We start from the raw sequence: 24,725 nt of genomic DNA on the forward strand, positions 1-24,725 counted from the left end.
TCTCCGTTTCCCGGAACACCGACCGGGAACCTTCCTTGCGTCCCGACGGCGGAACGGACGTACGTGCCCCGGGGACGGACGGCGCCGACCACCCGAAGGGACGCACGGCGTGTCGTTGAAGCGCCAACAAGCCGGTTCCCGCTGCCGAGGGCATGATGGTCCGGGGGAATTGCAGCCCCGGCGACGGCAGCACCATGACCACGGCCGAGGGCGGCCCCATGGTCACGTACCGTGCGGGACACCACGACGTCTGGAGGGGCAGCCGCCATGCTTCTGCCTGACAAGAAACTCGTCAAGCATCTCCTCCTGCGCTACCGGGCGTGGGAACGGCTGATGCTCGCCGAACCGTGCAATCCCACCCGCCGCAGGCATTTCGAGGACACCGCCTACACGCTCTGCGTCCTGATGGGCAGGCGCACCGCTCTCGAAGCCGCCACCGCCGCCGAGGACTTCCTCCGCCCGCCCCGGTGCACCCTCGCCCGCCTGCATGCCGATGCCCCTGTTTCGCCTAACGCGGCGGCCCTTCGCGATTGACCGGGCCTCGCATGGGTTACCCAGTCACGGCAGGGAGCACCCACCGTGACGGGAGCGAGGCTCGAGGATGCTGTTCCGCAAGCGCAGGGAGCGCCTGGGCGCCGCCACGAAGAAGGCGGCGCTCGGTGGCACCGAAGCCCTCGACCAGCGCCTGCCGTTGGCCGAGGGCGCCCGGGCACTGCTGCGCAAGGCGTTCCCCGACCACTGGTCGTTCCTGCTCGGCGAACTGGCCCTGTACAGCTTCGTCGTGCTGGTGCTGACGGGCGTCTACCTCACCTTCTTCTTCGACCCGAGCATGTCGGAGAGCGCGTACCACGGCAGCTACGCACCCCTGCGCGGGCAGCTGATGACGCAGGCGTACGCCTCGACGCTCCACATCTCCTTCGACGTGCGCGGCGGTCTGCTGATCCGTCAGATCCACCACTGGGCCGCCCTGCTCTTCCTCGCCGCGATCGGTGTGCACATGCTGCGGGTCTTCTTCACCGGCGCCTTCCGCAGACCGCGCGAGGGCAACTGGATCGTGGGCCTGACGCTGTTCATCATGAGTCTTCTGGAGGGCTTCTGCGGCTACTCGCTGCCCGACGACCTGCTGTCGGGAACGGGCCTGCGGACCGCCCAGACCATCGTGATGTCCCTGCCCGTGGTGGGTACCTATCTCGCGTTCTTCCTCTGGGGCGGCCCCTATCCGGGACGGGCGATCATCCCCCGGCTGTACGCGGTCCACATCCTGCTCGTGCCGGGTGTGCTGGTGGGGCTGCTCACCGTGCATCTGATCCTGGTGGTGTATCTGAAGCACACCCAGTGGGCCGGGCGGGGCAGGACCAACCGCAATGCCGTCGGGCAGGCGATGTTCCCCCAGTTCACCGCCAAGACGCTCGGCTTGTTCTTCATGGTGTTCGGACTCCTGGCGGGGCTGTCGGCGCTCGCCCAGATCAATCCCGTCTGGAACTACGGCCCCTACCGCGCGGACCAGGTGGCCACGGGCGCCCAGCCCGACTGGTACGTCGGCTTCCTGGAGGGAGCGCTGCGCATCATGCCGCCGTGGGAGGTGAACGTCGCCGGGCACACGTTCATGTTCAATGTGCTGATCCCGGCGATCATCCTGCCGGGCGTGCTGTTCACGGCGCTGTTCCTGTACCCCTTCTTCGAGCGGTGGGTCACCGGCGACGACACGGAGCACCACCTCTGCGACCGGCCCCGCAACCGGCCCACCCGGACGGGGCTCGGCGTGGCCGGCATCGTCTTCTACGGGGTCCTGCTGTTCGCGGGCGGCAATGACGTGACGGCGTACTCGTTCCGCGTCTCGGTCAACGCTCTCACCTGGATCCTGCGCGTCATGGTGTTCGTCGGCCCCGTGGTCGCGTTCGTCGTCACCAAGCGGCTGTGCCTCGCCCTCCAGGTCCACGAGCGGCGGCTCCTGGAGGAGGGCGAGGAGACGGGCGACCTGAGCCAGAGCGTCGACGGCGGCATCAGCGAGACGCATGAACCGCTGGGCGCTGCCGAAGGGCATCGCATCCTGGTGCGCGACATGCCACGGCCGCTGCCGCCGTTGGAGGCGGCCGCCCCGCGACGCGAGCGCCTGCGGGCCGCACTCAGCCGCTGGTACTACCAGGACCGTGTGGACATGCCGATGACGCCCAAACAGCGGCGGCTCGTCCACGCGATCCTGGCGGAGCCCGGCCGGGAGGCGGAGGACGCGGCGAGAACCGCCGCGATCAGGGAGTAGCCGGCGCCCCGGGTCGGCGCCCCTGTTGCTCGGTGCCCGGAGCCGGTACCTGCTCCTTCGCGCCCGGAGCCGGTACCTGTTTCTTCCGCGCCCGGAGCCGGTACCTGTTCTTCCGCGCCGGCGGCGCGAGCGGAGCCACGTCGTCCCCGCAGCCCCTGCCCCCCGGGGGCAGGGGCCGGCACAGGAACGCCGGGCCCAGGAGACGCGTTCCGCCCGGCCGCGGACGAACCGATCAGGTGCCCGTCCCGCCCGGCATGACGGAGCAGGCTCAGCGGCCCAGCGCCGCCGACACCACCGCCCGGGCCTCCTCCTGGACCCGGGCGAGGTGGTCAGGGCCCAGGAAGGACTCGGCGTAGATCTTGTAGACGTCCTCAGTTCCCGAGGGGCGGGCCGCGAACCAGGCGTTGGCGGTGGTCACCTTGATGCCGCCGATGGGCGCGCCGTTGCCCGGGGCCTCGGTGAGGATCCCGGTGACCGGCTCACCGGCGAGGGCGTCGGCGCTGACCTGCTCGGGTGAGAGCCGGGCGAGCACGGCCTTCTCGTCGCGGGAAGCGGGGGCGTCGATACGGGCGTACGCGGGTTCGCCGAAGCGGTCGGTCAGCGCCGCGTAGTGCTGCGAGGGCGTCCGCTCCGTGACCGCGAGGATCTCGGAGGCGAGCAGCGCCAGGAGGATGCCGTCCTTGTCGGTGGTCCACACCGAGCCGTCGCGGCGCAGGAAGGAGGCCCCGGCCGACTCCTCGCCGCCGAAGCCCAGCGACCCGCCGACGAGGCCGTCGACGAACCACTTGAATCCCACGGGCACTTCGACGAGCTTGCGGCCGAGATCGGCGGCGACCCGGTCGATCATCCCGGACGACACGAGCGTCTTGCCGATGCCCGCGTCCGCCGGCCACTGCTCGCGGTGGGTGAACAGGTAGCCGATTGCCGCGGACAGGTAGTGGTTGGGGTTCATCAGCCCGCCGTCCGGGGTGACGATGCCGTGCCGGTCGGCGTCGGCGTCGTTGCCCGTGGCGATCCGGAAGCGGTCGCGCTGTTCGATCAGCGAGGCCATCGCGTACGGCGACGAGCAGTCCATGCGGATCCTGCCGTCCCAGTCCAGCGTCATGAACCGCCAGGTGGGGTCCGTGAGCGGGTTGACCACGGTCAGGTCCAGCCGGTGCTGCTCCGCGATGCGGCCCCAGTAGGCCACGGACGCGCCGCCCAGCGGGTCGGCGCCGATGCGCACGCCCGCGGCGCGCACCGCGTCGAGGTCGAGGACGCTCGGCAGGTCGGTGACGTACCGGCCGAGGAAGTCGTACCGTCCGCTGCCGGGTGCGGCGAGGGCGCGGGTGTAGGGGATGCGGCGTACGTCCTTCATGCCGCCCGCGATGATCTCGTTGGCCCGGTCCTGGATCCAGGAGGTGGCGTCGGAGCCGGCGGGGCCGCCGCTGGGCGGGTTGTACTTGAATCCGCCGTCGGCGGGCGGGTTGTGCGAGGGCGTGACGACGACGCCGTCGGCGAGGCCCGATGTGCGGCCCCTGTTGTGGGTCAGGATGGCGTGCGACACCGCGGGGGTGGGCGTGTAGCCGTCGTCGGCGTCGACGAGGACGGGCACGTCGTTGGCGGCGAACACCTCGAGGGCGGTGACCCGGGCGGGCTCCGACAGGGCATGGGTGTCGGCGCCGAGGAAGAGCGGGCCGTCGGTGCCCCGGCCCGCGCGGTACTCGCAGATGGCCTGGCTGGTGGCGACGATGTGGTCCTCGTTGAACGCGGTCGCCAGGGACGATCCTCGGTGGCCCGATGTGCCGAACGTCACCCGCTGGCCGGGGTCGGCCGGATCCGGGTGCAGTGCGTAGTACGCGGTCACCAGCCGGGCGACGTCGATGAGGTCCTCCGGTCGCGCCGGCTGTCCCGCTCGCTCATGCTGCACGTGCCACTCCTCCGCCTCGGATGCGTGTTCCGTCGCGCGCCCATTTTCCGGTGCGCCCGGGCTGTGCGCGAGTGCGCCCCTCCCGGTGCCCGCGGGTACCGGTCCGCCGTCCGCCCCGCGGATGTCGACCGTCCGCCTCGCGGGAGACGGAGGGCTGCCCGGTGGGGAAACGGGAGCGATCGGGCCCTTGACATCTGCGCCGTCCCACCCGGAGGATCGCACCGTGAACCTGTCAGACAGCCAGACAGGTGGTTCGGTGCCGCGTCGCGTGAGCGCGATGGAGGCGGTCCTGACCCACCTGCGCAGTGCCATCGAACGCGGTGACTACGCCGTCGGGGACAAGCTGCCCTCCGAGGCGGAGCTCTGCCGTCGGCTGGAGGTCAGCCGCCCGGTGCTCAGGGAGGCCCTGCGCGCCCTGCAGACCATGGGCCTGACCGCATCCCGCACCGGCAAGGGCACCTTCGTGGTCTCCACCGGCCCGGTCGAGGACCCCACGTTCGGCGACTACGCGGCGAGCGACCTGCTGGAGGTCCGCCGCCATGTGGAGATCCCGGTCGCGGGCTACGCCGCCGAGCGTCGTACGCCCGAGGACCTCGACCACCTCGGCCATCTGCTGGAGCGGATGGAGCGCGAGACCGACACCACCGCCTGGGTGGCGATGGACACCCTGTTCCACCTCGCCGTGGCCCAGGCCGCCAGGAACCCGGTGTTCCGCAAGGTGATCGAGGAGATCCGCGATGCGCTGGCCCGGCAGTCGACGTTCCTCAACGAGCTCGGCGACCGGCGCGAGCAGTCGAACCGCGAGCACCGCGCCATCGTCGAGGCGCTGGCCGACGGTTCCGCGCAGGACGCGGCCGACGCGATGGCCCACCACCTCAACCGCGTCGAGACGACGCTGACCTCCATCGTCCGCCCCGACTCCGCCGACGCGGACCGAGGAAACGCGGGCCGAGGAAACCCGGAAGGGGAAATCCAGACATGAACGAGCAGTCCCTCCGGGAACGGACGGCACCCGTGGGCCCCACGGCCACCGACGGGCACACGACCGCGGGCGGCGGTGAGCGCAGCGGCGCGGGGGACGGGCGGACGGACCGGGCTCTCGCCCCGTCCCCGGGGCACGCGGGTGCTCCGGACGCGGCGCCCGTCGTCCGTGAGCCGCTGCACGCGCCGGTCGCGCATGTGGTGCGCGGCGGGATCGTCGAGGGCGTCCACTACGGCTCCGTCGTGGTGCTGGCCGCCGACGGCCGGGTGGAGTTCCGGCTCGGGGACATCGATGCGGCCTTCCACCCCCGCTCGGCGCTCAAGCCCGTCCAGGCGGTGGCCCTGCTGCGGGCCGGACTGCCGCTCGACGGCGAACTGCTCGCCCTGGCCGCAGCCAGTCACTCCGGCGAGGAACGCCATCTGGCCGGTACCCGGCGCATCCTGGAGCTCGCCGGGCTCACCGAGGACGCGCTGCGCAACACCCCCGACCTGCCGTTCGGCCCGACCGTCCGCGAGACATGGCTGCGCGAGGGCCGGCTGCCCTCCCGCGTCGCGCAGAACTGCTCGGGCAAGCATGCGGCGATGCTGCTCACCGCGCTGCGTCGCGGCTGGTCGCTCGACGACTACCTGGACCCGGTGCACCCGCTGCAGCGCGCGATCGCCGAGACCGTGGAGGACCTCACCGGGCAGCGCATCGCCGTGGTGACCACGGACGGTTGCGGCGCTCCCCTGTTCTCCGTCTCGCTGCTCGGCCTTGCCCGGGCCACCGCCCGGATCGCGTCCGCCGCGGCCGGCACACCGGAGGCACGTGTGGCGGACGCCGTGCGGGAGCACGCGGAGATGGCATCCGGGACGGGCCGGGACGTGGCCCGCCTGATGCGCGCGGTGCCCGGCCTGCTGGCCAAGGACGGCTTCGAGGGCGTGCAGGCGGCGGCCCTCCCGGACGGCCGGGCCTTCGCCGTGAAGATAGCCGACGGCGCCGACCGCGCCCGGATACCCGCGGCCGCGGCCGCGCTCGCCCGCTGCGGCGTCGACCCGGCGCTCCTCGCCGAGTTCGCCTCCGCACCCGTCCTCGGCGGCGGCACCGTCGTCGGCGGCATCCGCCCCGCCCCCGCGCTCGATCCCGGCGTCCCGGCGACGCCGCACGGCACCCGCGCCTGACGTCCGCACCGCCCACCGAAGGAAGAACCGCACCGATGACCGCCGTCCACCGCACCGAGCACGACCTCCTCGGCGACCGCGACGTCCCCGCCGATGCGTACTGGGGTGTCCACACCCTGCGCGCCCGGGAGAACTTCCCCATCACCGGCACGCCCATCTCCGCCTACCCGCACCTGATCGACGCGCTCGCCGCGGTCAAGGAGGCCGCCGCCCGCGCCAACGCGGAACTCGGACTGCTGCCCGCGGAGAAGGCCGACGCGATCGTCACGGCCTGCCGGGAGATCCGGGACGGAGGACTGCACGACCAGTTCGTCGTGGACGTCATCCAGGGCGGCGCCGGCACCTCGACCAACATGAACGCCAACGAGGTGATAGCCAACCGCGCCCTGGAGCTGCTGGGCCACGCCAAGGGCGACTACGCGCGGCTGCACCCGAACGAGGACGTCAACCTCGGCCAGTCCACGAACGACGTCTATCCGACCGCCGTCAAGGTCGCGACGGTCTTCGCGGTACGCGGGCTGCTGCAGGCCATGGCCGTGCTCCAGGACGCCTTCGCCGCCAAGGCCTTCGAGTTCCGCGACATCCTGAAGATGGGCCGCACCCAGCTTCAGGACGCGGTGCCCATGACGCTCGGTCAGGAGTTCTCGGCGTACGCCGTGATGCTGGAGGAGGACCGCGGCCGGCTCGGCGAGGCCGTGCAGCTCATCCACGAGATCAACCTGGGCGCCACCGCCATCGGCACCGGGCTCAACGCGCCCGCCGGTTACGCCGAGGCCGCGCGGCGCCATCTCACCGACATCACCGGGCTCCAGCTGGTGACCGCGGCCAACCTCGTCGAGGCGACACAGGACTGCGGCGCGTTCGTCCACCTGTCCGGTGTGCTCAAGCGCATCGCCGTCAAGCTCTCCAAGAGCTGCAACGACCTCAGGCTGCTCTCATCGGGTCCGCGTGCCGGACTGAACGAGATCAACCTGCCGCCGGTGCAGGCCGGATCCAGCATCATGCCGGGCAAGGTCAACCCGGTCATCCCGGAGGTCGTCAACCAGGTCGCCTTCGAAGTGATCGGCAACGACGTCGCCATCACGATGGCCGCCGAGGCCGGCCAGCTCCAGCTGAACGCCTTCGAGCCGGTCATCCTGCACTCGCTGTCCGAGAGCATCACGCATCTGCGGGCCGCCTGCCTCACCCTCGCCGAGCGCTGCGTCGCCGGGATCACCGCCAACGCCGACGTGCTGCGCGCCTCCGTCGAGAACTCCATCGGCCTGGTCACCGCGCTCAATCCGCACATCGGCTACACCGCGGCCACCGCGATCGCTCAGGAGGCCCTGAGCACCGGGCGCGGCGTGGCGGAACTGGTCCTGGAGAAGGGCCTGCTGCCGGCCGAGCGGCTCTCGGCGCTGCTCAGCCCGGAACGGCTCGCCGGTGCCGGTACGGCCGTGGGCTCGGGAGTGCCCCTGACCGGCTGAGTCCCGCCGGGCAGGGGCCGGGCCCGACACCACCGCCCGGTCGCGGACCCCGCTCGTCGGCGGGTGGCGCGCCGGGCGGCACAATGGGCCGTGATCCGAACACCAGCGCAGTGCGTGCGTCCCGCGGGCCCCGGCCGGCGCGGCGCACGCGCCACGCCGCCGCACCACCGTACGAAGCCGGAGTGACAGTGCCGTCGCCCTCCTTGCCGCCCCCTCCCCCGTCCTCCCCGTGGCGTGAGTCCTTCCAGTCGGTCCTCGACCGCATCGCCGAGGACATCGCCAGAGCCCCCGGCCGCGGTCGTCCCGCCGACTACATTCCGGCCCTCGCCTCCGTCGACCCGCGCCGCTTCGGCATGGCGCTCGCCGAGCCCGACGGGACGGTGTACGGCGTGGGCGAGTGGCAGCAGCCGTTCTCGGCGCAGTCCATCACCAAGGCGTTCACGCTCGCCCTGGTGCTGGCTCTCGAGGGCGAGGAGCTGTGGGAGCACGTGGGCCGCGAGCCCTCCGGCAACCCCTTCAACTCGCTGGTCCAGCTGGAGTACGAGAACGGCATCCCCCGCAATCCCTTCATCAACGCGGGCGCCCTGGTCGTCACCGACCGCCTCCAGTCCCTGACGGGCGACGCGGTGGGCACCCTGCGGGAGTTCCTCCGGGCGGAGAGCGGCAACCCGGACCTCACCTTCGACGAGGCCGTAGCCGCCTCCGAGACCGCGCACGGCGACCGCAACGCGGCACTCGCCCATTTCATGGCGTCGTACCGCAACATCACCAATCCCGTGCCGACGCTGCTGGACCAGTACTTCCGTCAGTGCTCCATCGAGGCCTCCTGCGCCGATCTGGCGCGCGCCGCCGGGTTCCTCGCCCGGTACGGGATGCGCGCGGACGGCTCGCGGCTGCTCACGGGCAGCCAGACCAAGCAGGTGAACGCGGTCATGCTGACCTGCGGCACGTACGACGCCGCGGGCGACTTCGCCTACCGCGTGGGCCTGCCCGGCAAGAGCGGTGTGGGCGGAGGCATCATCGCGGTCGTGCCCGGCCGCTGCACGCTGTGCGTATGGAGCCCCGGCCTCGACGAGCGCGGCAACTCGGTGGCGGGCGTGGCCGCTCTGGACCGCTTCACCACCCTGACGGGGCTGTCCGTGTTCTGACCGCCGCCACCACGTCGCACGGCCCCGGCCATGGACCCGCGGGCCGGGCGACGGGCGACGGGCGACGGGCGGGAGCCTGCGCCGTCCGGGCGGTGGTCAGTCCCCGCGCCGTGCGAACTCCATGACCATGCCGACCACTCCGGCGAGCAGCAGGAGCAGTGCGGGGACGAAGAGCCACAGGCCGTAGACGATGCCGATGGCGGCCAGGGCGGCGCCCAGGGCGATCAGGGGCGGATAGGCGCTCCGCGGCGGAAAGAAGTCGAGAAAGCCGGCACGCTCCCGGATCTCCCCGTCCTTGCGGTCCTCCGGCCTGCTCCCCCGCAGAAGCAGATTGCGGGCGAAGAAGAAGGAGATCAGGGAGGACATGGCGAAGCTGACCGCGAAGGCCACGATACCGACGGGTTCCTGCGCGAACCATGCGTAGAACACGTCGGTGACCAGGAAGAAGACGGCGACACCGGCGAAGAGCAGGGCCTCGGTCCTCATCCGTCGTGCTCTTCGCGGGTGTCCGGCGTGCTCTGCGGCCCCCGCCAGGCGGCGGGCAGCTCCGGCCCCTCGGGGTGGTGGAGGTCGAAGGCGGGCGAGTCGGAGCGGATACGGGGCAGCGCGTCGAAGTTGTGCCGGGGCGGCGGGCAGGAGGTCGCCCACTCCAGGGAACGCCCGAAGCCCCAGGGGTCGTCGACGTCGACCGCGGGCGCGTACCGGGCGGTCCTCCAGACGTTGTAGAGGAACGGCAGGGTCGACATGCCGAGCAGGAACGCGCCGATGGACGAGACGGTGTTGAGCGTGGTGAAGCCGTCCGCGGCGAGGTAGTCGGCGTAGCGGCGGGGCATGCCCTCGGCGCCGAGCCAGTGCTGGACGAGGAAGGTGGCCTGGAACCCGAAGAACAGGGTCCAGAAGTGGATCTTCCCGAGGCGTTCGTCGAGCATCCGTCCTGTCCACTTGGGCCACCAGAAGTAGAAGCCGCCGAACATCGCGAAGACGACGGTGCCGAAGAGCACGTAGTGCAGGTGGGCCACGATGAAGTAGCTGTCGGTGACGTGGAAGTCGATCGGCGGGGAGGCGATGAGGACTCCGCTGAGGCCGCCGAGCAGGAAGGTGACGAGGAAGCCGACCGACCAGAGCATCGGGGTCTCGAAGGAGAGGCTGCCGTGCCACATCGTGCCGATCCAGTTGAAGAACTTCACGCCCGTGGGGACGGCGATCAGGAACGACATCAGCGCGAAGAACGGCAGCAGCACGGCGCCCGTCGCGAACATGTGGTGCGCCCAGACACTGGCGGAGAGCATGGTGATGAGGATCGTCGCGCCCACCATGCCCATGTAGCCGAAGAGCGGCGCACGGCTGAAGACCGGGATGATCTCCGAGATCACACCGAAGAACGGCAGCGCGACGATGTAGACCTCGGGGTGGCCGAAGAACCAGAACAGGTGCTGCCACAGCAGCGCTCCCCCGTTGGCCGGGTCGTAGACGAGCGCGCCGAACTTCCGGTCCGCCTCCAGGACGAGCAGGGCGGCGGTGAGGACGGGGAACGCCAGCAGCGCCAGGATGGACGTGAACAGGATGTTCCAGGTGAAGATCGGCATCCGGAACATCGTCATGCCCGGGGCCCGCAGACAGACGATGGTGGCGATGAAGTTCACCGAGCCCAGGACGGTGCTGAGTCCGGCCACCACCAGGCCCATGGCCCACAGGTCGCCGCCCGCTCCGGGCGAGCGGATCGCGCTGTTGAGCGGCGCGTAGGCGAACCAGCCGAAGCCCGCGGCGCCCTCCGGGGTGAGGAACCCGGACACGACGATGAGACCACCGAACAGGAACAGCCAGTACGACAGCGCGTTGAGCCGGGGGAACGCCACGTCGGGCGCCCCGATCTGCAGCGGCATCACCGCGTTCGCGAAGCCGGCGAACATCGGGGTCGCGAAGAGCAGCATCATGATCGTGCCGTGGATGGTGAACAGCTCGTTGTACTGGTCCGCGCTGAAGATCTGCATACCCGGCCGGGCGAGTTCGGCGCGCATGCCCATCGCGAGCAGCCCGGCGAAGAGGAAGAACCCGAAGGCCGTGACCATGTACATGTTGCCGATGACCTTGTGATCGGTGGTCGTCACATAGCCCATCAGCCGGGTGCCGAGCGCGATCCGGCGCTCGGTGCCCGCCGCCGCCCGCCGGTCCCGGACGTCCTGGTCGACTTGCGACATCACCCCTCCACCGACGACTGGCGACGGACGCGTCCACGGGGCCCGGCGGATGCGGGTGCCCAGGCGCCAGGTAGCCGCAAGTCACGGGCGCCAAACGTGGACTGCGCCGAACGGAGCAGCGCCCCTGCGGCCGGCGTCCCGTGCGCACGGCGGACATGAGGACGCCCCCGGCGGTCGCCCGAACCGAGGCCCGGTGCGACTGCCGGGGGCGGTGAGCCCCGGTGCGCGGATCAGTGGTGGGTCGCCCGCTTGGCCCGCTCGGTGGTCCGCTCCGCGGCCTCCTGGGCCTTGCCCGTGATCTGCTCGCCGCGGCCCTCCGCCTGCATGCCACGGTCGCCCATGGCCTTGCCCGCGGTTTCCTTCATCTTGCCCTTGACCTGCTTGGTCTTGGCCTTTGCCTTAGCCATGCCATTCATCCTTCTGTGGGGGTTGGACTGGCGATCCCACAGTGCGCCGAACACGCACACTTCGCAATCCGTACACATTTCAATACGTTCCGTAGCGATCACCCCAGGGCTTCCGCGCTCTCCCCCGGTCCCCCCGGAGAGGCCCGCACACAGGGCCTTTCGCCGGTCGGCGCCGGCCCGTGGGGCGCGTCGCGGTCGTCACAGCGCACAGCGTCCTTCGGGTGAATCGCCTCCGCCCACGTCGCGCGGCCGCATCCGGTGCGGGCGCACCCGGGCGAGGGCTTCCACGACACCTTCCAGGAGCAGGCGTCCCGACCGGATACGCATGGCGTACGACCGCGCCGGGACGACAATGGAATGGCCCGAGAGTGCTTCGAGCCAGCCCGGAGGGGACGCATGACGTCAGACGACCGGTCGCGGGCCGGTGAGGTGACCGATGCGGCGGCGGAGCCGGTCCCGCCCGACGAGACGGCGACGCGCGTGTTCCAACTGGAGGAGGAGATCGGCCAGCTGAAGCAGGCCGTCCACTCCCACGCCACCGTCGACCAGGCGATCGGGATGATCGTCGCACTCGGCCGGGTCACGCCCGACGAAGGGTGGACGATCCTTCAGGAGGTCTCCCAGCACACCAACATCAAGCTGCGCAATATCGCGGAACTCATCATCATCTGGGGACGCAACGGCGACCTGCCCGCCGAGGTCAGGGCCGAGCTGGAGGACGCGATCGACCGGCACGGGCCCACGCAGGTTCCACGGGGCACCCCCCAGGTGCCGGGCGGCGCCCAGGACGGCTGAGACCGCGACGGCCGATGGCGTGCGTCCCGCTGCCGTCGTGCGGCCTCGGTCCCGCCCTCGCCGTCCGTCCTGTCCGTCGAGTCATGCGGCGTCCGCAGCCGTCATGCGGCGTCGGCGAGCACCTCGTCGCGCAGCCTGCCGCAGCAGCGGCTGATCAGCCGCGAGACGTGCATCTGCGAGATGCCGAGCTCCTCGGCTATGCAGCTCTGGGTCATGTCGCCGAAGAAGCGCATGTACAGGATGGTCCGCTCGCGTTCGGGGAGGGCGCGCAGGGCCGGCTTGACGGCCTCCCGGTCGACGACGACCTCGAGCGCCCCGTCGGGGGAACCCAGCGCGTCGCGCAGGGCGTAGCCGTCGTCACTGCCCGGCAGCTCCGCGTCCAGGGACAGGGCGGTGAAGCTGTCCAGAGCCTCCAGCCCGGCGCGGACGTCGTCCTCGCTCAGATGCGCGTGGGCGGCGATCTCGGCGATCGTCGGTCCGCGGCCGGAGATGGTCTGCGAGAGCTCCTGCACCGCGGCGCGCACCCGGTTGCGCAGGTCCTGCACTCGGCGCGGCACGTGCAGTGTCCACATGTGGTCGCGGAAGTGCCGTTTGATCTCGCCCGTCACCGTGGGTACCGCATAGCTCTCGAAGGCGCAGCCGCGTGCCGGGTCGTACCGGTCGACGGCCTTGACGAGGCCGAGCGCGGCGACCTGGCAGAGGTCCTCGACGGACTCCCCCCGGCCACGGAAGCGTCCGGCGATCCGGTCGGCCATGGGGAGCCAGGAACGCACGATGTCGTCACGCAGCCGTAGGCGCTCGGGGCCGTCGGGCAGATTCCTCAGCCTCTCGAAGGCCTCGGCCGTGTCCGGTGCGTCGTCGTGCGGATGATGCTTCGCAGCAGGGGTGGGGCGCATGGTGCCGCAACTCCCTCAGGGGCAGTCCCTGCGAGGGACAACAGTGCTGGCGACCGCGGAGAGCGCACGCAGAAGGACCGGAAAGGACACATCCGGAGCCCTGGAGCGGGCTACCGCGGACGTGCCTCCGGTCCGAAGCACATCAGCGTATTTTCCCGGCATCGGCCCTCTCGAAACATGTGCGCTTCATCGGGTGTCCCGTGTACTGAGAACCGTCGCCTCGGGTACCCGGCACGGGCACCGTCTTCCCTTGGGCATCGGAGGGAGTCATGCAACGAGGCAGTGACCGGCTGAGTGTCCGGCGTGACGACGAGATGAAGCACGAACTTCGCGAGCTGCTCCGCTCGCGGCACCCCACCAGGAGCGAGGAGTGGCACGACCCGGAGCCCACGGCCGACGACGACCCGGCGGTCGCCGGCGGTCCGGTCACCCCGGGCCGGTCGCCCGGGCCGGTGGAGAGCCTGCGTGACGACCTCGCACGGCATCTGGGCCGGGGCTCCTTCCCCGGCCGCCCGCGGGCCATCGCCCGTGAGCTGCGCGCACACCACGCGTCGGACGACCTGGTGCAGGGTCTGCGGAAGCTCCCCGGCGACACCACGTACCCGAACGCCGAGGAACTCGCCCGCGCGGTCCTGCGTCGGCAGGGCGAGATGTAGTCATCGGCGTGGAGGCGCCCGGGGGGGCGCACGAGAGGAGCGGCCGAGGGCACCGAAGAGCGTGCGCGGCGGGACCGACCGGTGGTGGCCCGTCAGTCCTTCGGCGCCGCCGGCCGCCGCCGGGCCGAGGCCTGCCGCCCGCGCGGCAGGTCCGACCACGGCTCGGTGCGCGCCTGGTCCACCGCCTTCCCGACGGTCCACCGGCGCGCGTGCACGGCCGCGTCGTCGACCTGTGCTCAGGTCAGGGGTACGGCGACGGGGGGCGCCCGGCAGGGCACGTACCGCATACGGCGCGGTCTGCCGTGGGCGGTTGCGCTGAACCTACCTCCTGGTGGAGGCGCCGGGCCGCGCCGAACCGGTACCGGGAAGGTCCTCACCCTCCTGGTACCGGCCCGCTGCCCCGTCGCGGCACCGCTCATCGTGCGTTCTCCGGGTGCCGGGCCGTGTGATGCGCGGTCAGCAGCCGTACCGCCGATGCGATGGAGTCGGCGTCGATGCCCGCGGCATGCAGCTGCTCGTCGGGCGTCGCCGAGCCCGGCATCGTACGCACCGCCAGGCGCATCAGCCGGGGTACGGGACGGCCGTCGACGAAGGCGTCGAGCACCGCGTCCCCGAGGCCGCCCTCCGGGTGGTGGTCCTCGACGGTGAGCAGGCACCCGGTGCGCTCGGCGGCGTCGTGGAGGGTGCGGCGGTCCACGGGCTTCACCGAGTACAGGTCGATGACCCGGGCGTGGATGCCCTCGCGGGCCAGCAGGTCGGCCGCCGCGAGGGCTTCGTGGACGGTGACGCCGGCGGCGACGATGGTCACCCTGTCCTCGTCGGAGGCACGCAGCACCTTGCTGCCGCCGATCGGGAACTCCTCCCCGGGCCCGTAGACGACGGGCGTGGCACCGCGGGTGGTCCGCAGATAGCGGATGCCGTGCAGGTCGGACATGGCGGCGACGAGGCAGGCCGTCTGGTGGGCGTCGCAGGGGTACAGCACAGTCGAGCCGTGGATGCCGCGGAGCATCGCGAGGTCCTCGAGGCCCATCTGCGACGGCCCGTCCTGGCCGATGGCGACGCCCGCGTGCGAGCCGACCAGGTTGATGCCGACACCGCTGACGGCGGCCATCCGGATGAAGTCGTGGGCGCGGGTCAGGAAGGCGGCGAACGTCGACGCGTAGGGCACCCAGCCGCGCGCCGCCATACCGACGGCTCCGGCCACGAGCTGCTGTTCGGCGATGTAGAACTCGAAATAGCGCTCGGGGTGTTCCTCGGCGAAGAACTCGGCGCGCGTCGAGTCGCCGACCTCGCCGTCCAGGGCGACCACGTCCCCGCGGACGGTGCCGAGCGCGGCGAGGGCCCTGCCGTACGCGTCGCGGGTCGCGGCGCTGTCGCCGACGGTGTAGCGCGGCAGGTCCGGGTGCCCCCCGCGCATCACGTGCACCGTGCGGGCGGGCGGCGGCTGGCGCACCTCGACGCGGATGTCGTGGACGCCGCCGAGTTCGGCGACGGCCTGGTCCGGGTCGGGGAGCGGTTTGCCGTGGTGCCCTTCCTGGTCCTCGACGCTTTTGACGCCCTTGCCCTTGAGGGTGCGGGCGAGGATCGCGGTGGGCTTCCCGGAGGTCGAACCGGCCTCGGCGTAGGCGCGGTCGACCGCCTGCACGTCGTGCCCGTCGATCTCGACGGTGTGCCAGCCGAAGGCCTCGAAGCGCCGGGCGTACGCGCCGAGGTCGTGGCCGTGCCGGGTGGGGCCGCGTTGGCCGAGCCGGTTCACGTCGACGATCACCGTGAGGTTGTCCAGGCGCTCGAACCCGGCGTGCTCGGCGGCCTCCCACACCGATCCCTCGGCCATCTCGCTGTCCCCGCACAGCACCCACACCCGGTAGTCGATCCGGTCGAGCCGTTTGCCGGTCAGTGCCATGCCCACGCCGACCGGCAGTCCCTGGCCGAGTGAACCGGTGGCGACCTCGACCCAGGGGAGCCGCTGCGGCGTCGGGTGGCCCTCCAGCCGGCTGCCCTGCCTGCGGAAGGTGAGCAGTTCGGTGTCGTTGATCGCTCCGGCCGCCTTGTACGCGGCGTACAGCAGCGGTGAGGCATGGCCCTTGGAGAGGATGAAGCGGTCGTTGCCGGGGTGCCCGGGCCGCTCGAAGTCGTAGCGCAGATGACGGGCGAGGAGGACCGCCATCAGATCGGCGGCGGACATCGAGGAGGTGGGGTGTCCGGATCCGGCCGCCGCGGCCGAGCGGACACTGTCGACGCGCAGCTGCTGCGCCAGGGCGTTCAGTTCCCGGGTGGTCTGGTCAGTCGTCACGAGGTGGCTCCTTCCTCGGGTCGCCCGGCAGCCGGGCGAGTTCGGGGGATGCCGTGTCCAGGGGTACGGAGGCCGGGCCGACGAGGCCGAGCTGGACTGCCTGGCGCGGCAGCACCGCGTTCAGCAGCCAGTCGGCGGCGACCCGGACGCGGTTGGCGGGCATCGCGGCCAGGTGATAGCCGCGGGTGACGGCGGCGGCGAGCGGCCCGGACAGCGGCACGCCCAGGGGGTTGGCCGCACCCTGTGCGTCACCGAGGTCGACGGTGAAGCCGAGGTCGCGGTGACGGTAGGGGCGGCGGGTGCCGCGGCCGAGGGACGCGGCGAGGTTGAGTGCGGCGATCCGGCCCTGCCGCCAGGCGTGCTGGGCGGTCATCGGCGTGTACGACCCCGGCTTCTCCAGGTCGGGTACGGCGGCCGAGTCGCCGCAGGCGAACACCTCGGGGTGGCCGGGCACGGTGAGATACGGGTCGACGAGCAGCCGCCCGCGTTCCAGGGGCAGGCCGAAGCTCTCCACCAGGGGGTCGGGGCGTACTCCGACGCACCACACCAGGGTCCGGGTGTCGACGGACTCCCCGTCGTCGAGCAGCACTCCCTGGGACGTGGCCTCCTTGACGGAGGTGCGGGTGCGTACGTCGACGCCGCGCCGGCGCAGCACCCGGTCGGCGGTGCGGGAGAGGTGTTCGTCCAGTTCGGGCAGGACACGGTCGGCGATGTCGACGAGCAGCCAGCGCGGCGGCGGCCCCGGCAGCGGACCGCGTCCGCGGCCGAGCTGGTCGGTGAACAGCTGCCCCTGCGCGGCGACCTCGGTGCCGGTGTAGCCCGCGCCGACGACGACGAAGGTGCGGCGGGCGGCGCGCTCGGCCGGGTCGTCGGCGGCCGCAGCGAGCTCCATCTGCCGGGTGACGTGGTCACGCAGGTACAGCGCTTCGGGCAGGCCCCGGAAGCCGTGGGCGTGCTCGGCGACGCCGGGGATCGGCAGCAGTTTGTTGACGCTGCCGACGGCGATGACGAGCCGTTCGTAGGGCAGCGCGAAGGGGGCTCCCTCGGGTCCGGTGGCGTGGACGACGCGTGCGTCCAGGTCGACGGAGTCGGCCTCGCCGAGCTCCAGTCGCACGTGCGGCAGCGTGTCCATCAGGGACACGGCGATCCGGCGCGGTTCGAGGACGCCGGTGGCCACTTCGGGCAGCAGCGGGAGGTAGAGGAAGTGGTCCGTCGGGTTGAGCAGGGTGATGTCGACGGCGTCCCGGTAGTGCCGGGACAGGGTGCGGGCCGCGCGGTAGCCGGCGAACCCGGCTCCGACGACCACGACGCGGGATCGGCTCACAGTGCGCCTCCGGCGAGTCGGGGGCGGTGGACGCGCGCCGCCCGGGTGTCCGCCGGCCCCGTGGGGTCGCACGGCGGGCACAGGCACGGCACGGTCACCGGTACGCGGTTCTCCGCGTGCCCTGTGCGACGGCACCCAAACGTCCACCGCCGGGCAGTGGCCCCGACGGGGGTGTGATGTGCCCTGCCTCCATGCGTACTCGCCGGGAGCCGGACACGCCATGTGAGCCGGGAGTGTGCTCGGCCCCGACCACCCGGGGAGGACGAGGACGGCGTGGACGGCCGCGCCGGGCCCGAGCCGGGCCATGCAGTCGCCGATGTGGAGGCCGCGGCCGCGGGGCTCCTGGCCCACGGCCGGTCCGTGCGGCGCGCGTGGGCCGCCCGGCGGCCGGGCCCCGCCGGAGCCGGCCCGCACCCATGCCGGAGGCCTGTCCCGGCTGTGCACGACCTCCGCGGAATCAGGACGGGCGCCCGGGCTCGGGCGCGGATACGGTGGGGAGTGGTGTGCGTGGTTCGTTCTGCTCGTGGCCGCAGGCGGCACACCTCCGCTCCCGAAGGGAGTCCGGCGATGGGGATCTTCGACAAGCTGAAGCACCAGACGGAGGACAAGGCCCGGAAGGGGTCCGAGCCGCTGGGCACGGACGCCGGTGCGCCGTCCCCCACGCACAAGGCGGGCAGGGCCCGGGAGCGGCTGCTGGAGGAGCGCCGCATCCACACCACCGATCCGAAGGCCGCCGAGGACGCGTCGTACGACCCCGACGCGACCGACGACGAGGGCATCGGCGGATACCACGGTCGCGGACACCAGCCCCTCTGACCGGCCACCGTCCCTCGACTCCGGCCTGCACGGCGCCGGGCGGCGGGGTGCGCCCCGTCGCGGTGTCCGGCGCCGCGCGGAAGCGTGTGCGAGGCTCCGGTCATGACCGTGCGGGCAGTCCTCATCGACATCGACGGCGTCCTCACGGTGTCGTGGAAGCCGTTGCCGGGCACGGTCGAGGCGCTGCACCGGATCCGTGACGCCGGGTTCGCCGTCGCGCTGGTCACCAACACGACCTCGCGCACCCGCGCATCCCTCGCCGGGACTCTCGGCGAGGCGGGATTCCCGGTGACGGCCGACGACATCCTCACCGCGCCGGCCGTCACCGCCGCGTATCTCGGCGACCGGTACCCCGGTGCCCGGTGCGCGCTGCTCAACAGCGGGGACATCGGCGAGGACCTGGCCGGGACGGACCTCGTGGACCTCGGCGCCACGGGCTCGGGACCGGTGCCCGACGTCGTCGTGCTCGGCGGCGCCGGACCGGAGTTCGACTACCGGGCGCTCAACCTCCTCTACGCCCACCTCCAGCACGGCGCCCGCCTCGTCGCCATGCACCGCAACCTGAACTGGCGCACCGAGGACGGCCTCCAACTGGACGTCGGCGCGTTCCTCCTCGGTCTGGAACGCGCGGCCGGTGTCGAGGCCGAGATCACGGGCAAGCCGTCCCCCGCGTTCTTCGCGACCGCCCTCGCCCGGCTGGGCGCGCCCCCCGCGGACGCCGTGATGATCGGCGACGACGTGGAGTCCGACGTCCTCGCCGCACAGCGCAGCGGGATCACCGGCGTGCTCGTCAGGACGGGCAAGTACCGGCCAGGGACGCTGGAGTCCGCGAGCGGGCACCCCGATCACGTGCTCGACTCCTTCGCCGGTCTGCCGGAGCTGCTGGAACGCCTCGCCGCGGGCGGATGAGCCCGGCGTGCGTGCCTATCCCTCCTGTGCCTGCGGTGCGCCGCCCATCATCCGGAGCATCGTGCGGCCGCCGGTGCGCAGGAACCGCCAGACCAGCGTGGCTGCGAGCAGCAGGAAGGCGATGTTCAGCCAGGTCGTGTAGTTCAGGGTCACGCCCTCCATGGGGATGCGTGCCTGCTGCTGGTCGGGGATGAGGCCGAGGGCACCGAAGACGATCTCGACGACGTATCCGGCGAGTGCCATCGCGGCGTAGAAGACGACGAGGATACGGACGGCCATCCGGGGGCCGTAGTACTTCCGGTAGATGTTGAGGATCGGCAGGATCAGCAGGTCGGCGAAGATGAAGGCGACCACACCGCCGAAGCTGATGCCGCCCTTCCACAGCACCACCGCCAGCGGCACGTTGCCGATGGAGCACACGAACGAGGCGATCGCCACGAGCGGTCCCAGCAGCGGTCCGATGACCTTGGCGGCCAGCGGGTGGCCCTCGAGGAACAGGCCCTGCCAGAAGGCGTCGGGCACCCAGGCGGCGATGGCGCCCGCGATGAGCAGCCCCGCCACCAGGTCCCGGAGGATCGCCGCCCACTCCATGACGAACACGTGGGACACGGAGGTGAACCCCTCGGGGGAGAACAGGCGCCGGGCGAAGGTCCCCTCGCGCCGCACCGACATGTCCATCGCCGCGTGCCCCTCCATGGAGCCGGCGAGGCCGCGGTCCGCCTGCTCGCGCGCCTCCCTCAGCACGCTCCCGCGCAGCACGGTCCGGAAGAACACCGCCACCAGGGCGATCATCACCGGGCCGCCCACGAACTCGGCGAGGGTGAACTGCCAGCCCATCAGCAGCGCCAGGATCACGCCGAGTTCGATCACGAGGTTCGTCGAGGCGATCTCGAAGGCCATGGCAGCGGTGAAGTCGGCCCCCTTGCGGAAGAGGGAGCGCGCCAGCGCCACGGCGGCGTACGAACACGACGAGGACGCCGCCCCGAGTCCCATGGCGACCGCGAGGGTGCGGGGCCGGTCGTCCCCCAGCATCCGTACGACGGTCGCCCGGCGCACCACCGCCTGGACCACCGCCGACAGCGCGAACCCGAGGATCAACGCCCAGGTGATCTCCCAGGTCATCGCCCCGGTGATGGACAGTGCGTGCAGGATCGCGTGCATGCTCGTCCGTCCTCTCCGCCCGGGCACGGCCACGCTGTACCCACTGGCGACGACTATCCCCCGCACGGCGCCCGGCTCGCCGGGCGACATCACCGACGGTCCCCGCCGCTACGCCGTACGGGCCCGTCCGGAACTCCGCCGGGGTGCCGGGACGTTGTGATGGGCGGATGGCCGGACCGGTCGGGTGTACGGGGGTGTGCCGATGAGCGAGTTGGTTCCGGGGGGCAATCTGCCTCTTCCGGAGGGGGTGCTCACCATCCGGGTCGGCGGGCCCTTCGACGTCTCGGCACTGATCACGGACGACGGCGGAAAGGTGCGGTCGGACGGCGACTTCGTGTTCTACAACCAGCCCGCGGCGCCCGGTGTGCGGCTGCGGGGCAGGGTGCTCGACGTGGACCCGGCCGCGCTGCGCGCCGGGGCGGCCCGGGTCACGGTGGTGGTCAGCCCCGCGCAGCCCGGGACACCGCCGGGGCGGCTGCCCGCGCCCGTCCTGCACGTCGACTCCGGCCGTGACGGACGGCCGCTGGCCCGCTTCACGCCGCCCCGCCCCCAGCGGGAGACGGCGCTGCTGCTCGCCGAGATCTACCGTCGTGGACCGCTGTGGAAGATACGGGCGCTGGGCCAGGGGTACGCCGACGGGCTGGCGGGTGTGGCGCGGGACTTCGGTGTCGAGGTGCAGGAGGACGCCGTCCGGCCCGGCCCCACGGCGCCGCCGCAGGCCCGGGCGGCTCGGACGGTGTCGACGGCGCCCGGAGCGAGCGTCGTGCCGTCCCCTCCCGGGACGGTCCCCGCGGACGGCTTCGTACGCCTGGTCAACGCCGCTCGCCGTGCGGCGGGTTCCCCGCCCGTCGCGCCGGATCCGCGGCTGATGACCGCCGCACAGGCCCACGCCGACGCCATGGCCGGACAGGACCGGCTCGGGCCCGAAGGGCCGGACGGGACCTCGGTGTTCCAGCGCATCACCGCCGGCGGCTACACCTACCTCACGGTCGGCGAACACCTCGTCTCCGGCCCACGCACCCATGACGGGTTCGTGGAGTACTGCCTGTCCTCGGAGGATGCGGCGCACACTCTGCGGGATCCCGCGTTCGCGCATGTCGGGGTGGCCTGCGCGAGCGGGGGCGGCCCTCACGGGCACGGGTCCGGGCGGGGCGGGATGTACTGGACGGCCGTGTGGACGGTGCCCCTCACCGCGCGGGGACTGGCCGGCACCCGCGCCGAGGTGGTCACCCTCACCAACGCCGCGCGAGCCGCCGCCGGGCTGCGGCCCCTGACCGCCGATCCCCTGCTCACCACGGCGGCCCAGGGCCACAGTTCGGACATGGTGGCGCGCGACTTCTACGCACACACCTCGCCCGAGGGCGGTGAACCCTGGGACCGGGCCGCCGGGGCGGGCAGCGGGCACCGCACGGTCGGCGAGAACATCGCCTGCGGCCAGCGCTCCCCCGCCGAGGTCGTCGAGGGCTGGTTGAACAGCCCCGGCCACCGGGCCAACATCCTCGGCCGCGGCTTCACCCATGTGGGCATCGGCCTCGCCGGGGGTGGCCGGGCGGGGACGTACTGGACGCAGCTCTTCGGCGGGTGACCGCGCTCAGGCCGCGGGCCGACGCGGCTCGGGCTTGAGGACGGCGAAGGGGGCTCCGAAGGGGTCGGCGAGCCAGGCGATCCTGCCGACGTCGGGGACGTCGGACGCGGGCATCAGGACGGTGCCACCACCGCTCTGCGCCTTGGCGGCGATGTCGTCGGCGTCGTCGACCGCGAAGTACGGCATCCAGCGCGTCTTCTCCGCCGGGTCCTGGAGCCCGACGAGCCCGCCGAAGCTCGCGTCCTCCTGGTCGCCCTCGGCCGTGGAGAGCACGGTGTAGCTCATCCCGGGCATCTCCATGACCTGGGAGCGCCAGCCGAACAGGGAGCGGTAGAAGGACATGGCCGCGGCGGGGTCCTTGCTGTGCAGTTCGGCCCACACCAGCGCGTTGGACTCCGACGCCTTCCCGAGGCCTCGCACCGCCGCGGGCTGCCAGACCGCGAAGTCCGCGCCGCCCGGGTCCGTGAAGCAGGCCATGCGTCCGGCCTCCATCACGTCCATGGGCTCGAGCCGCACGCTTCCGCCGCCCTTCTGGACGGCCTCGGCGGTGGCGTTCGCGTCGGGGGTCTGGAAGTACACGGTCCAGGCCGACGTCGCTCCCTCCTCCGTGAGCGGACCGACCGCGGCGACCGTCTCGCCGTCCTTCTGGAAGAAGCCGTAGCCACCGGCGTCGGGGCCCGCCGACTGGAACGACCAGCCGAAGACATTGCCGTAGAAGGTGGCAGCCGTCTTGGGGTCCGGGCTGCCTAGGTCGATCCAGTTGGGTGAGCCGGTCGTGAAGTCGGTGGTGAGCATCGTGGGTGTGCCCTGCCTCTCTGGGGATCGCTCCGGGCCGGGGACCGAGGTGTGTGCCACGCCCGCCGGCACATGCACCGCCGGGGGCCGGACCCGGCCGCATGCGCACCACGATTCCGGAAACACCGGCGCCCGGGCCGCCCATCGCACCCATTCGGTATCGGATTCACCCCGCGAGCGGTACGGTCCGATCCTTCGCCTCCTCGGTGACGCTTTGTCTCACCCTCAACTGGAGGGTGAGACTCCACTCGATGGGAGTACTTCCGGTTGCGGTGAACAACAGGGAAAGTGCTGAGGTGAGGCGGCCGCCGCTCGATGTGAGTACGATCCGGCACCAACCACCCATACGCACCACGCGGACGTGAAAGAGAGTTGCCATGCCGGACAACGACCTCCCCGACACCACCAACCTCAAATCGCAGTACGTCTCCCAGGTCACCACCGATCTGGAGCGCAACGCGAAGGATCAGGAACGCATCGGCGCCGAGCTGATCGCCCTTCAGGAACAGCTGCGGACACTGCGGCACGACCATGCACTGCTGGAGAGCATGCGGCAGGCCCTCACCGGTGAAGCCCCGGCCGGGGATCGGTCGGAGGCCACGACCGAGACCGTCGCCCAGTCCGAGGGCACCGCGGCGAGCAGGACCGAGGACACCGCTCAGGGCAGCACCGAGGCGGAGGCCACGGACACCGCCACCTCCTCCGCCTCCGAGTCCGCGGCCGCACTGCCCAAGGCCCGCAAGCCGCAGGAGGCCAACGGCACCAGGACCACCAAGGGCAGGAGCAAGGCGGCCAGGGCCAAGAAGCCGGAAGCACCTGAGGGCCGCGCCCCCCGGCCCCGCTCCGCCGGCACCCCCACCCTGCGCGAGCTGGTCAGCGGTGTCCTCGGCGGCCAGTCCGAACCGCGGTCCGCGGCCGAAGTGACCTCCGCACTCACCGAGGCCCACCCCGAGCGCAGGATCCAGCCCACCGTGGTCCGCAACACCCTCGAGGCCCTGGTCGCCAAGGGACATGTGCACCGCACGAAGCAGCAGAAGTCCGTCTTCTACTCCACCCCTGCCGACAGCTGACAGACGGGTCCGCTCGCCTGAGACACCGTCGGACGAGGATGGCAGCCGTGGTCGCCGTGGTCGCTGTCGCCACCGCACACGACCGGCCGGGCGTGCCCAGGGCGCCCGGCCGTACCACCCTCGCGCGCCGGCCGATCAACCACGGTGCGACCGGAGGCCGGTGGGCGGATACGGACCGGTGTGCCCCGTTCATGCGCGGGGAGGCGGGTGCGGCGGTGCGGCGAGCACCGTGTGACAGGCGAGCCGCGCGTCGGAGGTGAGCAGCTCCCGGAGGCGGGTGAACAGGGCGAGCAGCTCCGCACCCCACTTCTCGCGGAAGGCGGGGTCGGTGCGGGCCAGGTCGAGTTCGTTGGCGGCGGTCAGCTCCGCGAAGTCCCGGCACTGCTGCGGTGCCGGACTGTGCGTGCGGCCGGTGAACCGGTCGTGGAAGACCACGTCGGCCCGGGTGAGCGACGGGTAGGTGGCCGCGCGGTCGCACGAGGCGTAGAGGTACACGAGGGCTTCGGCCTCGGCGCCGACCAGCGCGGCGAGTTCCGCACGGCGGTCGAGCGACAGCAGCGCCGTGGGGAAGCCGTCGGTGCCGTAGAACGCGTGGCACAGGCCCGCGAGCCGGAGGGCGGGACGCGCCTTCCAGGTGCCGAGCAGGTCCTGTACACGCAGGAGGTGGGTGAGCAGCGTGCCGCCGGGATGGGTGATGTCCTCGGCGCCGAGTCCGCGCAGGACGGCGACGGCCCGGTCGGTCGCATCAGGGGGAACAGGCACGGCGTCCATGTCCTTTCGGTGGGGGTGCGGTCGGCACCCGTCCGCCGCCTTCGCCCGGTCCGGATCCTCGCGAAGGTGCCGGACGGGTTGCCGCCTGGGCCCTGCGACGATCATCGAGCCGGATGAACACCCC

At 72.1% G+C, this 24,725-nt stretch carries 23 protein-coding genes; 13 read left to right on the forward strand and 10 right to left on the reverse strand.

The window, feature by feature from the left end:
* The first annotated feature begins 267 nt into the window (after positions 1 to 267).
* Positions 268 to 534, forward strand: coding sequence for a DUF5133 domain-containing protein (locus ACWCP6_RS26655; protein ID WP_450935090.1), 267 nt, complete (start codon positions 268 to 270; stop codon positions 532 to 534).
* 67 nt (positions 535 to 601) lie between these two features.
* Positions 602 to 2,260 carry a cytochrome bc1 complex cytochrome b subunit gene (gene qcrB / locus ACWCP6_RS26660; RefSeq protein ID WP_450935091.1) on the forward strand — a complete coding sequence of 553 codons (1,659 nt, stop codon included), beginning with the start codon at positions 602 to 604 and terminating at the stop codon, positions 2,258 to 2,260.
* A 268-nt stretch (positions 2,261 to 2,528) separates the two neighbouring features.
* On the opposite strand, the gene pgm is transcribed toward qcrB, so the two are convergent.
* On the reverse strand, positions 2,529 to 4,169 hold the full coding sequence (pgm, locus tag ACWCP6_RS26665; protein WP_450935092.1) for a phosphoglucomutase (alpha-D-glucose-1,6-bisphosphate-dependent): 1,641 nt from the start codon (positions 4,167 to 4,169) through the stop codon (positions 2,529 to 2,531).
* A gap of 223 nt (positions 4,170 to 4,392) precedes the next feature.
* Here pgm and ACWCP6_RS26670 point away from each other — a divergent pair, with 223 nt between their 5' ends.
* The 4 genes from ACWCP6_RS26670 (at position 4,393) to ACWCP6_RS26685 (ending at position 8,925) form a co-directional block, all read left to right on the forward strand.
* Positions 4,393 to 5,151: a FadR/GntR family transcriptional regulator gene (locus ACWCP6_RS26670; RefSeq protein ID WP_450935093.1), complete on the forward strand. Its 759-nt coding sequence runs from the start codon at positions 4,393 to 4,395 to the stop codon at positions 5,149 to 5,151.
* Positions 5,148 to 6,311, forward strand: a complete 1,164-nt coding sequence (locus tag ACWCP6_RS26675) for an asparaginase (RefSeq protein ID WP_450935094.1) — start codon at positions 5,148 to 5,150, stop codon at positions 6,309 to 6,311. The genes ACWCP6_RS26670 and ACWCP6_RS26675 overlap by 4 nt, the downstream gene beginning before the upstream one ends.
* A 35-nt stretch (positions 6,312 to 6,346) precedes the next feature.
* A complete protein-coding gene (aspA, locus tag ACWCP6_RS26680) occupies positions 6,347 to 7,777 on the forward strand; it encodes an aspartate ammonia-lyase (protein WP_450935095.1) in 1,431 nt (476 codons plus the stop codon).
* Positions 7,778 to 7,980: 203 nt separating this feature from the next.
* Positions 7,981 to 8,925 (forward strand): glutaminase, encoded by a 945-nt coding sequence (locus tag ACWCP6_RS26685; protein WP_450935159.1) that lies wholly within the window; start codon positions 7,981 to 7,983, stop codon positions 8,923 to 8,925.
* A 96-nt stretch (positions 8,926 to 9,021) separates the two neighbouring features.
* On the opposite strand, the gene ctaF is transcribed toward ACWCP6_RS26685, so the two are convergent.
* The 3 genes from ctaF to ACWCP6_RS26700 form a co-directional block, all read right to left on the reverse strand.
* Positions 9,022 to 9,411, reverse strand: coding sequence for an aa3-type cytochrome oxidase subunit IV (ctaF, locus tag ACWCP6_RS26690; RefSeq protein ID WP_450935096.1), 390 nt, complete (start codon positions 9,409 to 9,411; stop codon positions 9,022 to 9,024).
* Positions 9,408 to 11,123 carry an aa3-type cytochrome oxidase subunit I gene (ctaD, locus tag ACWCP6_RS26695; protein WP_450935097.1) on the reverse strand — a complete coding sequence of 572 codons (1,716 nt, stop codon included), beginning with the start codon at positions 11,121 to 11,123 and terminating at the stop codon, positions 9,408 to 9,410. The genes ctaF and ctaD overlap by 4 nt, the downstream gene beginning before the upstream one ends.
* A 230-nt stretch (positions 11,124 to 11,353) precedes the next feature.
* The gene (locus tag ACWCP6_RS26700; RefSeq protein ID WP_450935098.1) at positions 11,354 to 11,530 is read right to left on the reverse strand and encodes a CsbD family protein; all 177 of its coding nucleotides are present in this window, start codon (positions 11,528 to 11,530) and stop codon (positions 11,354 to 11,356) included.
* Positions 11,531 to 11,926: 396 nt separating this feature from the next.
* On the opposite strand from ACWCP6_RS26700, the gene ACWCP6_RS26705 reads away from it, so the two are divergent.
* The gene (locus tag ACWCP6_RS26705; protein WP_450935099.1) at positions 11,927 to 12,325 is read left to right on the forward strand and encodes an ANTAR domain-containing protein; all 399 of its coding nucleotides are present in this window, start codon (positions 11,927 to 11,929) and stop codon (positions 12,323 to 12,325) included.
* A gap of 101 nt (positions 12,326 to 12,426) precedes the next feature.
* Here the strand turns inward: ACWCP6_RS26705 and ACWCP6_RS26710 are convergent, their stop codons facing one another.
* On the reverse strand, positions 12,427 to 13,221 hold the full coding sequence (locus ACWCP6_RS26710; protein WP_450935100.1) for an RNA polymerase sigma factor SigF: 795 nt from the start codon (positions 13,219 to 13,221) through the stop codon (positions 12,427 to 12,429).
* A 269-nt stretch (positions 13,222 to 13,490) separates the two neighbouring features.
* Between ACWCP6_RS26710 and ACWCP6_RS26715 the strand changes: the two genes are divergently transcribed.
* Positions 13,491 to 13,877, forward strand: a complete 387-nt coding sequence (locus ACWCP6_RS26715; RefSeq protein ID WP_450935101.1) for a DUF2795 domain-containing protein — start codon at positions 13,491 to 13,493, stop codon at positions 13,875 to 13,877.
* A gap of 415 nt (positions 13,878 to 14,292) precedes the next feature.
* On the opposite strand, the gene ACWCP6_RS26720 is transcribed toward ACWCP6_RS26715, so the two are convergent.
* On the reverse strand, positions 14,293 to 16,170 hold the full coding sequence (locus tag ACWCP6_RS26720) for a transketolase (RefSeq protein ID WP_450935102.1): 1,878 nt from the start codon (positions 16,168 to 16,170) through the stop codon (positions 14,293 to 14,295).
* Positions 16,160 to 17,494 (reverse strand): NAD(P)/FAD-dependent oxidoreductase, encoded by a 1,335-nt coding sequence (locus ACWCP6_RS26725; RefSeq protein WP_450935103.1) that lies wholly within the window; start codon positions 17,492 to 17,494, stop codon positions 16,160 to 16,162. Before ACWCP6_RS26725 ends, ACWCP6_RS26720 begins: the two co-directional genes overlap by 11 nt.
* Before the next feature lie 567 nt (positions 17,495 to 18,061).
* Here ACWCP6_RS26725 and ACWCP6_RS26730 point away from each other — a divergent pair.
* Together ACWCP6_RS26730 and ACWCP6_RS26735 are read left to right on the forward strand one after the other, a co-directional pair.
* Positions 18,062 to 18,310, forward strand: coding sequence for a hypothetical protein (locus tag ACWCP6_RS26730; RefSeq protein ID WP_450935104.1), 249 nt, complete (start codon positions 18,062 to 18,064; stop codon positions 18,308 to 18,310).
* 102 nt (positions 18,311 to 18,412) lie between these two features.
* On the forward strand, positions 18,413 to 19,219 hold the full coding sequence (locus tag ACWCP6_RS26735; protein WP_450935105.1) for an HAD-IIA family hydrolase: 807 nt from the start codon (positions 18,413 to 18,415) through the stop codon (positions 19,217 to 19,219).
* A gap of 15 nt (positions 19,220 to 19,234) precedes the next feature.
* Here ACWCP6_RS26735 and ACWCP6_RS26740 read toward each other — a convergent pair whose 3' ends face one another.
* On the reverse strand, positions 19,235 to 20,380 hold the full coding sequence (locus ACWCP6_RS26740) for a permease (RefSeq protein ID WP_450935106.1): 1,146 nt from the start codon (positions 20,378 to 20,380) through the stop codon (positions 19,235 to 19,237).
* On the opposite strand from ACWCP6_RS26740, the gene ACWCP6_RS26745 reads away from it, so the two are divergent.
* Positions 20,379 to 20,540, forward strand: coding sequence for a hypothetical protein (locus ACWCP6_RS26745; protein ID WP_450935107.1), 162 nt, complete (start codon positions 20,379 to 20,381; stop codon positions 20,538 to 20,540). The genes ACWCP6_RS26740 and ACWCP6_RS26745 overlap by 2 nt on opposite strands.
* Positions 20,541 to 20,582: 42 nt before the next feature.
* Positions 20,583 to 21,965: a CAP domain-containing protein gene (locus ACWCP6_RS26750; RefSeq protein WP_450935108.1), complete on the forward strand. Its 1,383-nt coding sequence runs from the start codon at positions 20,583 to 20,585 to the stop codon at positions 21,963 to 21,965.
* Between the two features lie 6 nt (positions 21,966 to 21,971).
* On the opposite strand, the gene ACWCP6_RS26755 is transcribed toward ACWCP6_RS26750, so the two are convergent.
* Positions 21,972 to 22,760 carry a VOC family protein gene (locus ACWCP6_RS26755; RefSeq protein ID WP_450935109.1) on the reverse strand — a complete coding sequence of 263 codons (789 nt, stop codon included), beginning with the start codon at positions 22,758 to 22,760 and terminating at the stop codon, positions 21,972 to 21,974.
* Positions 22,761 to 23,137: 377 nt separating this feature from the next.
* Here ACWCP6_RS26755 and ACWCP6_RS26760 point away from each other — a divergent pair, with 377 nt between their 5' ends.
* On the forward strand, positions 23,138 to 23,830 hold the full coding sequence (locus ACWCP6_RS26760; protein ID WP_450935110.1) for a hypothetical protein: 693 nt from the start codon (positions 23,138 to 23,140) through the stop codon (positions 23,828 to 23,830).
* 189 nt (positions 23,831 to 24,019) lie between these two features.
* Here ACWCP6_RS26760 and ACWCP6_RS26765 read toward each other — a convergent pair whose 3' ends face one another.
* On the reverse strand, positions 24,020 to 24,592 hold the full coding sequence (locus ACWCP6_RS26765) for a DUF6817 domain-containing protein (protein WP_450935111.1): 573 nt from the start codon (positions 24,590 to 24,592) through the stop codon (positions 24,020 to 24,022).
* Positions 24,593 to 24,725 lie beyond the last annotated feature (133 nt).

The organism is Streptomyces sp. NPDC002004 (genome assembly GCF_053593975.1).

Coding starts and splice junctions, on each gene's coding strand:
- ACWCP6_RS26655 (WP_450935090.1), top strand. CDS start 268: ATGCTTCTGCCTGACAAGAAACTCGTCAAGCATCTCCTCCTGCGCTAC.
- qcrB (WP_450935091.1), top strand. CDS start 602: ATGCTGTTCCGCAAGCGCAGGGAGCGCCTGGGCGCCGCCACGAAGAAG.
- ACWCP6_RS26675 (WP_450935094.1), top strand. CDS start 5,148: ATGAACGAGCAGTCCCTCCGGGAACGGACGGCACCCGTGGGCCCCACG.
- aspA (WP_450935095.1), top strand. CDS start 6,347: ATGACCGCCGTCCACCGCACCGAGCACGACCTCCTCGGCGACCGCGAC.
- ctaF (WP_450935096.1), bottom strand. CDS start 9,411: ATGAGGACCGAGGCCCTGCTCTTCGCCGGTGTCGCCGTCTTCTTCCTG.
- ctaD (WP_450935097.1), bottom strand. CDS start 11,123: ATGTCGCAAGTCGACCAGGACGTCCGGGACCGGCGGGCGGCGGCGGGC.
- ACWCP6_RS26700 (WP_450935098.1), bottom strand. CDS start 11,530: ATGGCTAAGGCAAAGGCCAAGACCAAGCAGGTCAAGGGCAAGATGAAG.
- ACWCP6_RS26705 (WP_450935099.1), top strand. CDS start 11,927: ATGACGTCAGACGACCGGTCGCGGGCCGGTGAGGTGACCGATGCGGCG.
- ACWCP6_RS26710 (WP_450935100.1), bottom strand. CDS start 13,221: ATGCGCCCCACCCCTGCTGCGAAGCATCATCCGCACGACGACGCACCG.
- ACWCP6_RS26715 (WP_450935101.1), top strand. CDS start 13,491: ATGCAACGAGGCAGTGACCGGCTGAGTGTCCGGCGTGACGACGAGATG.
- ACWCP6_RS26730 (WP_450935104.1), top strand. CDS start 18,062: ATGGGGATCTTCGACAAGCTGAAGCACCAGACGGAGGACAAGGCCCGG.
- ACWCP6_RS26735 (WP_450935105.1), top strand. CDS start 18,413: ATGACCGTGCGGGCAGTCCTCATCGACATCGACGGCGTCCTCACGGTG.
- ACWCP6_RS26745 (WP_450935107.1), top strand. CDS start 20,379: ATGCTCGTCCGTCCTCTCCGCCCGGGCACGGCCACGCTGTACCCACTG.
- ACWCP6_RS26740 (WP_450935106.1), bottom strand. CDS start 20,380: ATGCACGCGATCCTGCACGCACTGTCCATCACCGGGGCGATGACCTGG.
- ACWCP6_RS26750 (WP_450935108.1), top strand. CDS start 20,583: ATGAGCGAGTTGGTTCCGGGGGGCAATCTGCCTCTTCCGGAGGGGGTG.
- ACWCP6_RS26755 (WP_450935109.1), bottom strand. CDS start 22,760: ATGCTCACCACCGACTTCACGACCGGCTCACCCAACTGGATCGACCTA.
- ACWCP6_RS26760 (WP_450935110.1), top strand. CDS start 23,138: ATGCCGGACAACGACCTCCCCGACACCACCAACCTCAAATCGCAGTAC.